Annotated in this window: 11 protein-coding genes and 1 pseudogene; 3 read left to right on the top strand and 9 right to left on the bottom strand. The window is 62.6% G+C overall.

Annotation, left to right across the window (positions count from 1 at the left end; translation table 11 throughout):
• The 8 genes and pseudogenes from JCM25146_RS18300 to gltX form a co-directional block, all read right to left on the bottom strand.
• Window positions 1-1581, bottom strand: a 1581-nt coding sequence (locus JCM25146_RS18300) for an RNB domain-containing ribonuclease (protein ID WP_242401016.1), incomplete at its 3' end; no start/stop codon positions are given.
• Entirely contained in the window at window positions 1545-2177 is a 633-nt protein-coding gene (locus tag JCM25146_RS23715; RefSeq protein WP_242401015.1) for a hypothetical protein, read from the bottom strand. The genes JCM25146_RS23715 and JCM25146_RS18300, both read right to left, overlap by 37 nt.
• A 3-nt stretch (window positions 2178-2180) precedes the next feature.
• Window positions 2181-4917 (bottom strand): annotated as a pseudogene (gene topA / locus JCM25146_RS18295) (type I DNA topoisomerase).
• A 29-nt stretch (window positions 4918-4946) separates the two neighbouring features.
• A complete protein-coding gene (gene dprA / locus JCM25146_RS08445) occupies window positions 4947-6161 on the bottom strand; it encodes a DNA-processing protein DprA (RefSeq protein ID WP_025827267.1) in 1215 nt (404 codons plus the stop codon).
• A gap of 33 nt (window positions 6162-6194) precedes the next feature.
• Window positions 6195-6839: a glycerol-3-phosphate 1-O-acyltransferase PlsY gene (gene plsY / locus JCM25146_RS08440; RefSeq protein WP_025827265.1), complete on the bottom strand. Its 645-nt coding sequence runs from the start codon at window positions 6837-6839 to the stop codon at window positions 6195-6197.
• Window positions 6836-8128 carry a dihydroorotase gene (locus JCM25146_RS08435; RefSeq protein WP_025827262.1) on the bottom strand — a complete coding sequence of 431 codons (1293 nt, stop codon included), beginning with the start codon at window positions 8126-8128 and terminating at the stop codon, window positions 6836-6838. The genes plsY and JCM25146_RS08435 overlap by 4 nt, the downstream gene beginning before the upstream one ends.
• A complete protein-coding gene (locus JCM25146_RS08430) occupies window positions 8125-9066 on the bottom strand; it encodes an aspartate carbamoyltransferase catalytic subunit (RefSeq protein ID WP_025827260.1) in 942 nt (313 codons plus the stop codon). Before JCM25146_RS08430 ends, JCM25146_RS08435 begins: the two co-directional genes overlap by 4 nt.
• On the bottom strand, window positions 9059-10465 hold the full coding sequence (gltX, locus tag JCM25146_RS08425; RefSeq protein WP_025827258.1) for a glutamate--tRNA ligase: 1407 nt from the start codon (window positions 10463-10465) through the stop codon (window positions 9059-9061). The genes JCM25146_RS08430 and gltX overlap by 8 nt, the downstream gene beginning before the upstream one ends.
• Window positions 10466-10503: 38 nt before the next feature.
• Between gltX and JCM25146_RS23710 the strand changes: the two genes are divergently transcribed.
• Window positions 10504-11298 (top strand): DUF4131 domain-containing protein, encoded by a 795-nt coding sequence (locus JCM25146_RS23710; protein ID WP_242401014.1) that lies wholly within the window; start codon window positions 10504-10506, stop codon window positions 11296-11298.
• Entirely contained in the window at window positions 11243-12697 is a 1455-nt protein-coding gene (locus JCM25146_RS18290) for a ComEC/Rec2 family competence protein (protein WP_242401013.1), read from the top strand. The genes JCM25146_RS23710 and JCM25146_RS18290 overlap by 56 nt, the downstream gene beginning before the upstream one ends.
• A gap of 36 nt (window positions 12698-12733) precedes the next feature.
• On the opposite strand, the gene JCM25146_RS08415 is transcribed toward JCM25146_RS18290, so the two are convergent.
• On the bottom strand, window positions 12734-13072 hold the full coding sequence (locus JCM25146_RS08415) for a carboxymuconolactone decarboxylase family protein (RefSeq protein ID WP_025827256.1): 339 nt from the start codon (window positions 13070-13072) through the stop codon (window positions 12734-12736).
• 129 nt (window positions 13073-13201) lie between these two features.
• Here JCM25146_RS08415 and zapE point away from each other — a divergent pair, with 129 nt between their 5' ends.
• Window positions 13202-14425 carry a cell division protein ZapE gene (zapE, locus tag JCM25146_RS08410; protein WP_035372249.1) on the top strand — a complete coding sequence of 408 codons (1224 nt, stop codon included), beginning with the start codon at window positions 13202-13204 and terminating at the stop codon, window positions 14423-14425.
• Window positions 14426-14578: the final 153 nt, after the last annotated feature.

Below are 14578 nucleotides of genomic sequence, written 5' to 3'. Positions count from 1 at the left end.
GGGGGCTGGGCACAGGGCCGCGCTGCTGCTCTGGGCATGCAGCGTGGTGGGTTGGCACAACAGCAGAATGGCCAGCACAACGCCGGGCAGGTGCAACTGGTGTTGCACAATGGCACGGACGTAGCCGCGTAAAGGCAGGTCATTACGCATGGGTGGAGGACGCCAGTAGCACACGCCACGTGCCGGGCAGGTTGCCAGCAGATCTGCCATAAGCAGAGCCCCGTTCTGGACAGGGGGCGTGTAGCGGTCGGCAATGCTGCCGTGCAGCGAGTCGTCATTCATCCTTGCGTAATCCGGAAAAGCAGACCACGGCAGCAAAGACGGAGTTCCAGTTTTCGTCAATCGCACGCAAAGGCCATGCCGTGTTGTTGTGGTGACATGGATGTTCACGTTTTGCCCTATGTCTGGGCGCAAAAAGGCCGCTGCCAGCCGATTTTGGCTGTCCTGAGCACTTCTGGCGGCCCTGCGTTCGGTAAAATTAAGGTGCGACGCCAACGTGCGATCCTGCATGTCTGGTGGCGCGCAGGCCACAGTAGCGGTGGTATTTCCAACACACCATGTACTGATGGCCCGGTGCGTCACCAGATCGGCATAGCGGCGGATGGGGCTGGTAAAATGAGTATAAAGTGGTAGCCCCAGCCCGTTATGGCGGCCTGCCGTGGCGCTATAACGTGCGGCAGGGCGGGGGGGTGTGGTTGTTGGAGCCGCATGCACCCTGTACAGGATCGGCAGGTGGTGCTCATGCGCCAGACTGGCGGCCAGCATGTTTGCGGCGATCATAAAGCTGGCAACCATGTCGTGGGTTGCAAGGCGCTCGCGGGGTACAAAGGCAGCAGGCTGCCCATCGGGATGGAAGGTGATGGCCCAGGCATCTTCATCCAAACGCATGGGCGCGCGTTTGGTTGCGGCCTTTTCCAGAGCACTGGCTGCGGCACTGAGGGTTTGCAGCAGTGTGGCGGGCAATGCGTGCGCCGGATGCGTGGGCGGCAGGGGGGTGCCGTCCAGCAGGGCCTGTGCATCATGGTAGGTCAGGCGGGCGGCACTCCGCATGATGCCGCGCTTGATTGTGCCTGCCACTACCTCTCCCTCATGCGTGATCTGGATGTCCGCAAACAGGCAGAGCCTGTCCTGACCCGGCAGGAGCGAGCAGGCATTGGCCGACAGGCTGGGCGGCAGCATGGGGACTGTGCGGTCAGGCAGGTAAATGGATGTGCCACGCAGTCGGGCCTCCCTGTCCAGCGCGGACCCGGCTGGTACGGCGTGGCTGACATCTGCAATGGCAATTAGGAGATGGAACCCGGCATCGGTGGGTTCCGCCCATATGGCATCGTCAAAGTCCTGCGCGGTTTCATCATCCAGCGTGATCAGGGGCAGGGCGCGCAGGTCCTGCCGGTCTGCGGGGGCGGGTTGGCCTTGCATGGCGGCTGTGCAGTCGGCTACGCGCTGCCCCTCCTGCTCGGCAGCATCGGAAAAAATGGTTGGTGCTGCGTGTGTGAGCAGGCTGAGCTGGCTGGCCATGCCCGGCGTGTCCGCCCGTCCGTGTGCTACGGGGTTGTGTACGGCCAATGTGCCGTCGGGCATGGTGCACAAAGTTCCCATGACCACCGCCCCGGGTTCGGGCAGGCTATGGTGCTCGGGTGTTGCGAGTGCAAATGTGCCCGCAATCTGGGGGTTGCAGGCCCATAACCGCTCCATGGGGGTGCCAGTCGGGTCAATGGCGCGGGAGAATGCTTGCTTTTCTGCCACGCGGGCCAGCAGGTGCTCCGCCCGTGCCTCTCTGCGGTGGGTGCCGCATGCGGGGCGTAAGCGGGCCAGTACATATCCCCCGGTATGGGGCAGGGCAGGTCTGGTGCGCGGGTGGTCAGGGCAACAGGAGTTGCCGCCGGGTCGTCTGCCAGAACGCCGCAGGGTGTGCCGTCCATACGCAGGTGGGTTACGCGGACCCGTGCAGTTTCGGGCAGGCCTATGGCGGCCCTGAGCCGGCCTGCAGGCAGGTCCAGCAACGCGCCGCTCAGGGCCATGTCGTGTAGTATGGCTTTGAGCCGGGCCTTGTCACGGATGGGGCGTTCAAATGCCCGGAGAATATCCGTCAGTCCAACAGGGGCCGTTCCATCCAGTAGGAAGGCCCGAAGTGCTGCGCTGGAAGGAAGGGCAGCAACTTCAGACCTGCCGGGCATGGGTTATTCAGCCTTTTTTTTGCGTGTTGTGGTGGTGCTGGCCTTACGGGCTTTTGGCTTGGCGGGTTCTGCGTCCCCTTGTGCGGTTGGTGTGGCTTTTGCCTTGGTTGTGCTTTTTGCCGCCGTTTTTGTTGCTGTTTTGGTCGCTGCCTTGGTGGTGGTTTTGGCAGCGCTTTTGGGGCGGCTTTTTTCTTGGGCGCGGCCTTTTTGGCACCTGCTTTGGCTTTGAGCGGTTTGCCTTTGTCTGCCAGCAGGGCCACGGCCTCTTCCAGCGTGACTGCATCCATATCCGTGCCGCGTGGCAGGGTGGCTACAAGCTGCCCATGCTGGGCGTAAGGGCCAAACCGGCCTTTGCGCACCATAACCGGCTCGCCGTCCTTGGGGTGGTTACCCAGATTGCGGATGGAGGCCAGTTTTTTGGCCAGTGCATCCACCGCCCGGTTCAGCCCCACGGTCAGGACATCATCATCCTTGTCGAGCGAGCCATAGACCGCGCCCATTTTAACGTAAGGCCCAAACCGGCCCAGACCGGCCTCTATGGGTTCGCCCGTTTCGGGGTGCAGGCCCACAAGGCGGGGGAGGGAGAGCAGACCCACAGCCTGCTCCAGCGTAATGCTGGCGCCATCCATGCCTTTGGGCAGGGAGGCCCGGCGGGGTTTGGCTTTTTTGTCGGCAGGATCAGGCTCGCCCTGCTGCGCGTACAGCCCCCACGGCCCTTGGCGGACTGTAATGTCCTCGCCCGTCTGGGGGTGCTGGCCGAGCAGGCGCATGCCGTCCTTGAGCGCAGAGCTGCCATCGCCTTCCTCAGCGCTGTCGGCTGTCAGCCTGCGGGTAAACTGGCATTCGGGGTAGTTGGAGCAGCCAATGAACGCACCATAACGCCCGAGCTTGAGCCCAAGCCGACCCGTGCCACAGGACGTGCAATGCCGTGGGTCTGACCCATCCGCACGGGGGGGGAAGAAGAATGGCCCAAGGTCCTTGTCCAATGCGTTAAGCACATCGGTAATGGTCAGTTCCTTGGTGTCACCCACCGCCTTGGAAAAATCGTGCCAGAAGGAGGCAAGAACTTCCTTCCACTTGGCCTGCCCGTCTGAAATATCGTCGAGCAGTTCTTCCAGGCTGGCGGTAAAGCCCGTGTCCACATACCGTTCGAAGAAGGACACAAGGAATGCCGTTACCAGCCGCCCGCGGGCCTCGGGGACAAAGCGCCGGTTTTCAAGCTGCACGTAGCTGCGGTCCTGCAACACGCTCAGGATGGAGGCGTAGGTTGATGGGCGGCCAATGCCCAGCTCTTCCATTTTTTTGACCAAAGACGCTTCGGAGTAGCGTGGCGGAGGCTGCGTAAAGTGCTGCTCGGCTTCCACGCCCTCACGCTTGAGCGGGTCTTTTTCATGCATGGGGGGGAGCATGCGGGAATCGTCATCGGCTGCGGCTTTCTCGCTATCATCGCGTCCTTCGCGGTAGAGCTTGAGAAAACCGTCAAACGTAAGGATTGAGCCATTGGCGCGCAGCACGGTCTGTGCGGAGGGGCCAGCAATATCCACCGCAACCTGATCCAGCGTTGCCGATTCCATCTGGCTGGCAACAGCACGCTTCCACACCAGCTCGTACAGGCGGCGCTGGTCGTTGTTGAGGTAGCGGGCCATGGATTCGGGCGTGCGCGAAATATCCGTGGGGCGGATGGCCTCATGCGCTTCCTGCGCGTTTTTGGCTTTGGATGTGTAGTGGCGTGGCTGGGCAGGCACGTAGTCAGGGCCGATCTTGCTGCCAATATGGCCACGAATGGCCTGCACGGCCTCCTGCGCCATGGTCACGCCATCGGTTCGCATATAGGTGATGAGACCAACGGTCTCTCCCCCCAGTTCCATCCCTTCATAGAGCTGCTGGGCGGTGCGCATGGTGGTCTGTGCGCTCATGCCCAGTTTGCGCGATGCCTCCTGCTGCAAGGTGGAGGTGGTAAAGGGTGGCTGTGGGTTACGCCGGACCTTGCGCCGCTCAATGGAGCGGACACTCATCTCTTCCGCTTCCACCGCACGTTTGGCCGCCTCGGCCTGCTCGGCAGTGCCAAGGTCGAACTGGTCGAGCTTTTTGCCGTTCAGATGCGTCAGGCGCGCGGTAAAAGGCGCGCTGGCGGGGGTGAGCAGGGAGGCGGTAACGCTCCAGTATTCCCGGGGCTTGAAAACTCGATCTCGGCTTCACGCTCACAGATCAGGCGCAGGGCCACGGATTGTACACGCCCCGCGCTGCGCGAGCCGGGCAGCTTGCGCCACAATACGGGCGAGAGGGTAAAGCCGACCAGATAATCCAGCGCACGGCGGGCCAGATATGCCTCAATCAGCGGCATATCCAACTCACGCGGGTGCGCCATGGCGTGTTTGATCGCGCTTTTGGTAATTTCGTTAAAGGTAACGCGCTGGACGTCCACGCCTTTGAGCGCATTGCGCTCCTCCAGCATGGCGCGCACATGCCACGATATGGCCTCCCCCTCCCTGTCAGGGTCAGTGGCGAGGTAGAGGTGCTTTGCCCCCTTGAGCGCCTTGATGATGGCGGCAACCTGCTTTGTGCCGCGCTCATCGGCCTGCCATTTCATGGAAAAGCCATCATCAGGCAGAACGGAGCCGTCTTTGGGCGGAAGGTCACGCACATGCCCAAATGATGCGAGCACCGTGTAGCCATCGCCCAGATATTTGTTGATCGTTTTAGCCTTGGCTGGGCTCTCGACCACAACAACGTCAGTCATACTCTCTCCGACCTGCCCGGAAGCAGCACTTACCTACTCGTTTCTGCCTGCCCGTTAGTGAGTCCAACGCGACCATCCTGATAGGTGGTTACCTGACCTGACAGCTCAAGCTGGGTGAGCGCGGCCAGAACGGCAGAAGCCGAGAACTGGCAGCGCCTTATAAGATCGTCAACAGCTATGGGTGTAAAGGACAGAAGATCAAGCAGGTGTTGGGCGGGGTCCAGGGCTGTAGCCGGGGGGGCAGATGGTGGAGGAGTGTTTCTTTTAACTAATTGTTTTTTATCTATATTTTTAAAATTTCTGTCTTCTGCTCCACGCGGTGCGGAGGGCAGCAAGGGGGTAAACAGATCGGGTGTGGATTTTGTGCCGTGTTGTTCCGCAACGGCCTGTTCGGGGTCAAAGAGTGCAATATGGGGCAGAATGTCGGCGGCGCGTTCGGTCAGTATGGCCCCTTTGCGCAGCAGGTCATTGCTCCCCCGGCAACGCGGGTCGAGCGGGGAGCCGGGTACGGCAAAGACCTCCCGCCCATAATCGGCGGCCATGCGTGCGGTAATGAGTGTGCCCGAATGGGGGGCCGCCTCCACCACAACACAGCCAAGGGCCAGCCCGGCAATAAGCCTGTTACGGCGCGGAAAATGGCGCCCTTGGGGGGCTGTGCCAAGAGGGGCTTCGGTTACAACCGCACCCATTTGGGCAATATGGTCCTGTAGGGCGGCGTTCTGTGGTGGGTAAGGGCAGTCCAGCCCACCGGCAATGGCTGCAATGGTCAGCCCCTGCCGGTACAGTGCTCCCTTGTGGGCAGCAGCATCAATCCCGCGGGCAAGGCCGGAAATAATGGTTAACCCGGAGTCGGATAGTTCAGTCGCAAGGCTTTCTGCCAGCCGTAACCCGTGGGCCGAGGCATTGCGCGCCCCCACAATGCCAATACCGGGTTTGCGCAGGCAGGCTATATTGCCCAGCACGCTCAGGACTGGCGGCGCATCAGGGATGTGGCGCAGCAGGGGTGGGTAATCCGCATCCAGCAGGGTCAGGAACTGCCCGCCCATGGCAAGGGTCGCGTCAATCTCGCGCGTAATGCTGTCCAGCGGGGGAATAACAGGCTGTGTGCGGCCTCTGGCGGGTAGGCCCGGCAGGGCGTCCAGTGCAGCGGCTGGCGTACCATACTGGGTGACCAGCCGGAGCCATGTGCGTGGCCCCACCTGCTCGGTCCGGGCAAGGCGCAGGGCAGCGCACAGGCTGTTCATGCCGTGGGGTGGCTCAACCGGCGCAAGGGCCGGTCAGTCCTTTTTCTGGCCAATGCGGGACTCGGTACCCCGTAGAATACGGCCAATGTTTTCGTGGTGGCGGGCAAGGACCAGCAGGCTGATCAGCAATGTGGCCATAGGCTTGGGGCTGGCCTGAAAGGAAAACCCATAAAGTGCCAGAATAACAACCGGCATGGCCACAAATGCGGCCAGTGCCCCGGCAGAGGAAATACGCGTGATCCGGGCCACGCCCAGCCACACCGCACACCCCACAAGCCCGGTAATGGGGGACAGGGCAAGTAATGCGCCCAGCCCGGTTGCAACGCCCTTACCCCCACGAAAACCCAGAAAAATGGGGAAGCAGTGCCCCACCACAGCTGCCAGAGCCGCAAGGGAGGCCGTATGGTCGGAATAATCCGGCGAGGTCATGACCCATGCGATCAGCACCGCCAGAAAACCCTTGGCCGCATCCAGCCCAAGGGTGGCTGCGGCAAGGTCCTTGCGCCCGGTGCGCAACACGTTGGTGGCACCAATATTGCCTGACCCAATGTTGCGCAGATCGCCTGCACCACCAAGGTTGGTCAGGATAAGCCCGAATGGCACGCTACCCAGCGCATAACCCATGAACGCCATGGCCGCCATGAGCCACAGCACGTAGGTGGGGAGTTGCCCGCTCATGCCGCATCTGCCTCGTACACGCGCTGCCCGGCTTTCCATGTGCCCAGCACGCGGCCTTCAAGCGGGCGGCGGTCGAAGGGGGTGTTCTGGGCCCGCCCGGCCAGCTTGCCTGCGGTCACAAGCCAGCTTTGCTCGGGGGCAAACAGGCACAGGTCTGCGGCAGCGCCCACGGCCAGCGTTCCGCCTTCCGCACCCAGTAGTCTGGCGGGGCGGTAGGTCAGCAGACCAAGGGCCTGTGGCAGGCTCAGCGTACCGTCATGCACACGTGCAAGGGTGACACCCAGCAAGGTGACCATGCCGGTGCCACCTGTTGCCGCCTGCGCAAAAGGCAGGCGCTTGTCATCCGCATCACGCGGGAGGTGGTCGGAGGCTATGGCGTCAATCGTGCCATCGGCCAGCCCTGCGCAGATGGCCAGCCTGTCTTCTTCGCTGCGCAGCGGGGGAGAGAACTTGGCGTAAGTTCTAAAGTCGCCAATCGCGTTTTCGTTCAGGTCAAAATACGGTGGAGCCGTGTCACACGTAACATTCAGCCCCCGTTCCTTGGCGCGGCGGATCAGTTCCAGCCCTTCCCCGGTGGAGACGTGGCCAAAGTGCAGGCGACCACCGGTCAGTTCGGCCAGACGGATGTCCCGCGCGATCATGATCGATTCGGCAGCGGTGGGAATTCCTGCAAGTCCAAGCCGTGTGGCCAGCGCGCCCGACGTCGCACAGCCCGAACCCGCCAGAGACGGGTCTTCGGGGTGCTGGACCACCATGGCGTTGAACCCGCTGGCATAAGCCAGCGCCAGCCGCATCAGGCGGGAGGGGTCTATGGCGCGGTTACCATCGGTAAAGGCGACGGCCCCAGCCTCGTGCAGCAGGCCGATTTCGGCCAGTTCCTTGCCTTCACACCCTTTGGTTAAGGCACCATAGGGCAGAATGGTCACGGCCCCGGTTTCTTCCCCACGGGAGCGGAGCATGCGAACAAGGGCAGGGTTATCAATGGCAGGCTTGCAGGTGGGGAGCACTGCAAGGGTGGTAATGCCCCCCGCAGAGGCTGCGCGTGTGGCGGAGGCTATGGTTTCGCGGTATTCATAACCGGGTTCACCAATTTCTACCCGCATGTCCACAAGACCGGGGCATAGCACAGCCCCTTGTCCGTCCACGTGGGTAGCGCCTTCGGGCACACCCTGTGCGCCGGGTTTGTCCGTGCCTGTAATCCGGCCGTTCTCAACCAGCAGGCGGCCGGGCTGGTCCAGCCCGGATACGGGGTCGATCAGGCGGACATTGTCAAAAACAACGGTGGTCATGGGGTTTGCCTGCTGCGAGTAAGGCGGTCCAGCACGGCCATGCGCACGGCCACGCCCATTTCCACCTGTTCCTGAATGACGCTCTGGTCAGAATCGGCAACGGAGCTGTCAATTTCCACGCCCCGGTTCATGGGGCCGGGGTGCATGACCAGCGCATTTTTGTGCGCAAGGTCCAGCCGCCTGCGGTCCAGACCAAAAAAACGGAAGTATTCACGCGCGCTGGGGATCAGCCCGGAGGACATACGCTCGCGTTGCAGGCGCAGCATCATCACCACGTCCACATCACGCAGGCCGTCCTCCATGCTGTGGTGGATATCCACCCCAAGCTGGCCAAGGTTGCCCGGCACCAGTGTTGGCGGGCCAACAAGGCGGACCGAACTGCCCATGGTGGTCAGCAGGTGAATATTGGAGCGCGCCACGCGTGAATGGGCCACATCCCCACAGATGGCGACCTTAAGACCACCCAGCGTGCCGTGGTGGCGGCGGATGGTCAGTGCGTCCAGCAGGGCCTGTGTCGGGTGTTCGTGCATACCGTCGCCCGCGTTCACGACCGAGGCTTCCACCTTGCGCGCCAGCAGGGCGGGTGCGCCGGACTGGGAATGGCGGACCACCAGCAGGTCGGTGCGCATGGCGTTGAGTGTGGCTGCGGTGTCCAGCAGGGTTTCCCCCTTGTTCACCGAGGACTGGGCGACGGACATGTTGATTACGTCTGCCCCCAGCCGCTTGCCTGCCAGCTCAAAGGACGTACGCGTGCGCGTACTGTCCTCAAAGAACAGGTTTATCAGCGTGCGCCCGCGCAGCACGTCGCGCGGGACCTTGCGGGAGCGGTTGAGCAGGGCATAGCTCTCGGCCAGATCCAGCAGCGGCTCGATCTGGTCTGGCGTCATGCCCTCCAGCCCGAGCAGATGCCGGGTGTGGCGGCCGGGAAAGCTAGCCATGCAGTACGGCTCCTATTCTGGCCAGTGTCTCATCCCGGCCCAGCGCGTGCAGGGTGGCATCAATACCGGGGGAGGAGTTGGAGCCGGTTACTGCCGCGCGCAGCGGCTGGGCAACCTGCCCGAGTTTGTGCTCACCCCGCTCGGCAAAGGCGCGCAGAGCGGCGTCAATGTTTTCGGGGTTGAAGGGGTCAACGACCGCCAGATCACGTGCCAGTTCACCCAGCAGGGCGCGGCCTTCGGGCGTGAGCAGTTTTTCGGCCTTGGCGTTCATGGGCAGGGGCACATGGCGACCAAGGAAGGCGGCGTTCTCGGTCAGTTCAACCAGAGTGCGGGCGCGCTCCTTCAGCCCCGGCATCAGGGAGAGCACGCGCGCACGTGTGGTTTCGTCCACGGTCACGCCATCAACTTTTTTCAGGCGTTCCATCACGTCGTCACTCAGGCGTACGTCATCGGCCTGACGCAGCCATACGGCGTTGATGTGGTCGAGCTTGGCGTAATCCATGCGTGAGGGCGCGCGGCCCACACCATCGATATCAAACAGCTTGATCTGTTCTTCGCGGGAGAGGATTTCCGCATCCCCGTGTCCCCAGCCCAGACGCAGCAGGTAGTTGCACAGGGCTTCGGGCAGGTAGCCCATGTCGCGGAATTCCACCACGGACTGTGCGCCGTGGCGTTTGGACAGCTTGGCGCCATCGGGGCCATGGATAAGGGGCAGGTGGCCAAAGCGCGGCAGGTCCCAGCCCATGGCGCGGTAGATCATGGCCTGACGGAAGGTGTTGGTCAGGTGGTCATCACCACGGATGACGTGGGTAATGGCCATGTCGTGGTCATCCACCACAACAGCGTGCTGGTAGGTGGGTGTGCCATCGGAGCGCAGGATAATCATGTCATCCAGCTCAACATTGGCGACGCGCACTTCGCCCTGCACCAGATCGTCAATAATCGCCTCGCCCTCACGCGGGGCTTTAATGCGGATCGCGTAGGGTGCGCCCTGTGGGGCATCTGCGGGGTCGCGGTCGCGCCATAGGCCATTATAGCGTGGGGGCAGGCCGTTTTTTGTGGCGTCTTCGCGCATCTGCTTGAGTTCTTCCGGCGTGCAGTAGCACTTGTAGGCCAGACCTTTTTCAAGCAGTTCCAGCGCAACCTCGCGGTGGCGTGCCTCCCGCGTGGACTGGAAGACGGGTTCCTCATCCGGCGTAATGCCCATCCACCCCAGGCCTGCAAAAATAACATCTACAGCCTGTTGGGTGGACCGTTCGCGGTCGGTATCTTCAATACGCAGGAGGAATTGACCGCCATGGTGACGGGCAAAGAGGAAGTTGAACAGGGCTGCGCGGGCGTTGCCAATATGCAGCAGGCCTGTCGGACTCGGAGCGAAGCGTGTGCGGATGGTCGTCATGGGTCGTGTCTTTATCACGCGCGGGCGCAAGGGGCTATATGCTGAACCCGATGTCTGTCATGGTGTTGTTTGCTGGCGAGCACAGGCGGCTTGTGCTGTGGGTGCCGGTGCTGCTCGCACTGGGCGCGCTCACCTATTTTCAGTGGCCCTGCGAGCCGGGGGTCGGTGTCGGGTGTGTGCTCCCCGCAGGGGTGGTGGCGCTGGGGCTTGGGGTGTGCCTTTACTGGCCGCACACTCTTGCTGCACGGCTGGGCGGTGGGGGCGTTACGGCACTGGCGGTGGGGTTTGCCGCAGCATGGCTTGCTGCGCATACGCAACCCGCCATGCCTGAACTACCGCGCCGGGCGGTTGAGGTGCAGGGGATTGTGCGTGATGTGGCCTATTATCCCGCGCCTGCAGGGCAGGGGGAGCCGGTGCGCCACGTCACACTGGTGGATGCCGTCATGCAGGATTTTGTGGATGATGGCATGCGCCCTCTACGCCGTAGTCTGGACATACGTCTGGCTGTGCAGGATGCGACCCCGCTGGTACCCGGCGATGGCCTGCGCGTGCGCGCATGGTGCGCCCTCCACCTTTTCCTGCTCTGCCCGGTGGGCGGGACAGGCAGTTCGAGGCATGGTTCGCCGCGCAGGCGGGGAGTGGTTACGCGCTGGAGTCGGTGCAGGTGGAGCCCGGCCTGCAACTCCCGCAGAGCAATCTCTGGCTTGCTGTGGACAGGTTGCGGGTACTGGTGGATGCGCGGATACGCCATGTTCTGCCGGTGCCTCCGGGTCGGTTGTGGCCACGCTGCTGGATGGCAGGGCCAGCGCGGTGCCGCAAAACATACGGGCTGAGTTTGCGGCCTCCGGGCTTGCGCATCTGCTGGCGGTGGCGGGGCTGCACCTTGGTCTTGTCGTGGGGGCGGCCATGCTGGCGTGCCGTCTGGTGCTGGCGGTGTGGCAATATGCTGCCCTGCGTTGGCCCTGCAAGGCTATTTCCGCCGTTGTGGCATGGGTGGTGGGCGGTGGTTATGTCCTGCTTACGGGGGCGCACCTGCCAGCCGAGCGAAGCTGGATGATGTCCAGCATTGTGGTGCTGGGGCTTGTTGTCGGGCGTAGGGCTGTGTCCATGCGTGGGCTGGCGCTGGCTGCCACCCTTATGCTGCTGCTAGCCCCGCAGATTGTGCTGGATGTGGCTTTTCAGATGTCCATGGCAGCCGTTATGGCGCTTGTGGCGGGGTATGAGGTGTTGCAACCGATCCTGCTCCGTAGCCTGTCCGGGTTGCGTGGGGCGAGCCATGCCTGTGCCCGGCATGGCGCCATGCTGGTGCTGACCAGCCTGCTGGCAGGCACGGCGACCCTGCCAGTGGTTATGGCGCATTTTGGCGTTGTGCAGCCGTTTTTTGTGCTGGCCAACCTGCTGGCCGTACCACTGATGGGGGTGTGGATTATGCCCTTGGGGTTGCTGGCGCTGCTGGCCATGCCATTCCATGCCGATGCCCCGTTTTTGCACATGATGAATGCCGGTGTGTGCGGTGTGCTGTGGCTGGCGCATAAGGTGGCAGGCTGGCCGGGGGCAAGCATTGCCGTGCCTGCCATGCCGGGCTGGGGGCTTGGCTGTGTTTTGCTGGGATTATGCTGGTTGTGCCTGTGGCGCGGCAACTGGCGGTGGTGGGGAGCCTGTGCCGTGCTGTGTGGTACGCTCACGCCGTGGCTTGTGCCACAGCCTGATATTCTGGTCAGCCCGGATGCCCAACTGGTTGGGGTGCGTGACCGCGCGGCGGTGCTGGTCATGGGGCATGCGCGTGATGCGCGCGCCATAACGGCGGCATGGGCGCAGGCACTGGCTCTGCCGGTTGTGGCGTTTTCCACCACTGCCGCGCAGGAGGCGCAGAGCCCCGATGGCAGCCTGATCTGTGGGGAGGAGGGGGCGGAGGGAAGCTGCGTCCTGCTCCGCCGTGGGCATGAGGCGGTTGTGCGGATACATGACCCATCGGACGGTCGGGTAAGCTTGCCGCAGAGCCTGTGCGCGCAGGCTGACCTGGTGCTCAGCGTTGCGCCACTCAGGGCATCATGCCTGAATGTACCTGTCCGGCTCGACCGTTTTACGGCATGGCATGCGGGGGCGCAGGCAGTTTTTCTGGGCAGTGGTGTTCGGGTTGTTACGGACCGGCAGGAGCGGGGCGAGCGGTTGTGGGTGCTCAAACCCGGCGGGCACGGCATGCCCACGCTGCCTCTGGCGCAGGCCGAGTAGGCAGGGGTGCGCACCCCTGCCTGCCGAAGAGCCGGGTTAACCTTCCGTGCTGTCGAACGCTTCCATCACTCGGCTGGAATAGACAAGAGCCGCGCCAGCGTTGAGCGCTACGGCCACGCCCAGTGCCTCGGCAATTTCCTCCTTGCTTGCCCCTTCCTTGCGGGCGGCTGCGGAATGTACGGCAATGCAGCCATCACACCGGGTTGTCACGGCCACGGCAAGCGCGATGAGCTCGCGCGTTTTGGCGTCCAGATGCCGGAGTTCGGGCAGGGGTGTTTCCAATGTTTGCAACCCCTTGAGCGTATTGGGGCTCAACTGCGCCAGCGCTTTGACATTTTTTTGCATATTGGCGCGATAAGCGTTCCAGTCGGTCATGACGAGGACTCCGATATGGGTATGATGGACCCATCAACAGCACCAGAGCGCTCCCACCTTGTCACGACACGGTTAGGAGAGGTGATGGTGCTTGCTTAAAGAGCCATCAAGCCGTTATCGGGCAGAATTATGACAGATATGAACACGAGCGGGGCCTCCGCTGCGACCGCACAGGGGCCTCTGGCAGTTTACCGGCAGCGTATTGCTGGCGGGGACATAAAGAGCGATCCGGATCAGGCCCGTGTGGTCGAACGTCTGGACCAGTTGTGGCGTGAACTGGCGAGCATGCCCGAACGCGCGCCACAGGCAGCCCCAGCCGCAGGCCGGAGCCGTGGCTTTTTGGCCGGTCTGGCCAAAAAGCTGATGAGCCAGCCAGCACAGGCCGCACAGGCCCGCCCGCGCGGACTATATATTGTGGGGCGTGTAGGGCGTGGCAAAACCATGGTCATGGACCTGTTTTTTGCCTGCGCGCCCGTGCGGCTCAAGGAGCGTATCCATTTTTTGCGCTTCATGCAGGATGTGCACCAGAAGCTGCATGCCCTCAAGGCGGCCAACCCCGGTATGACGGACCCCATTCCCCCCCTTGCCAAAGCCATTGCCGCACGTGTGCAGCTTTTGTGCTTTGACGAGTTTCAGGTGAACGATATTGCAGACGCCATGATTTTGGGCCGCCTGTTCGAGGCTCTGTTTGCTGATGGTGTGGTGATTGTGGCCACATCCAACACCGAGCCGTCACAACTGTTCCAGAATAGGCCGGGGGCAGATGCCTTCAAGCCGTTTATCGCCATCATCCGGCGGGAGCTGGATACGATCGAGCTGGATTCGCCGCGTGATTACCGGCGTGGGCGTGAGCAGGATCGTCAGACATGGCTGGTCCCTGCCAATGCACAGGCCCACGCAACGCTCGATTGTATTTTTGCGCATCAGGCGGCCTCGGCCAGTGTCGCGCCGGTTACGCTGGAGTTCATTGGTCGCAGCTTTGTGGTGGAGCAGGCGGCGGGGCCGGTCTGCCGGTTCGATTTCAACTCTTTGTGTGGAAAACCGCTGGGGCCGAACGATTATCTGGCGCTGGCAAAGCGTTTTCCCGTTGTCGTGATCGACAACATCCCCCTCATGGGACAGGACGAGGCCAATCTGGCACGGCGCTTTATTACCCTCATAGATGCCCTGTACGATAACGGAAACCTGCTGTTTGCCTCGGCTGCGGCGGCACCTGACAAACTGTTTACCGAGGGTGAGGGATCGGATGCATTCGCCCGCACTGCCTCCCGTCTGGCGGAAATGGGCAGTGAAAGCTGGCTGGAGCATGGCGCACAGGCGGCACAGGCGGCGCACAGCCTCGCTAGAGCGTGACAGGCGGTGCCCTTGTTACGGCCACATGGCCGGTCTAGCTCTTGAGACAGAAAGAGGCCGGGGGCTGTCTGCTTCTGGCAAGGGATATCAAGGGCACCTCGCCGTATGGGTGGGGTGAAGGAAAAGATGGTCCGGCTTACGTTGGAGTGTGAC

The sequence above is a fragment of the Acetobacter okinawensis JCM 25146 genome, from assembly GCF_000613865.1.
Lineage (GTDB): Bacteria > Pseudomonadota > Alphaproteobacteria > Acetobacterales > Acetobacteraceae > Acetobacter > Acetobacter okinawensis.
The sequence above is the reverse complement of the archived record's forward strand: the minus strand, read 5'-3'. Positions and strand labels throughout refer to the sequence as shown.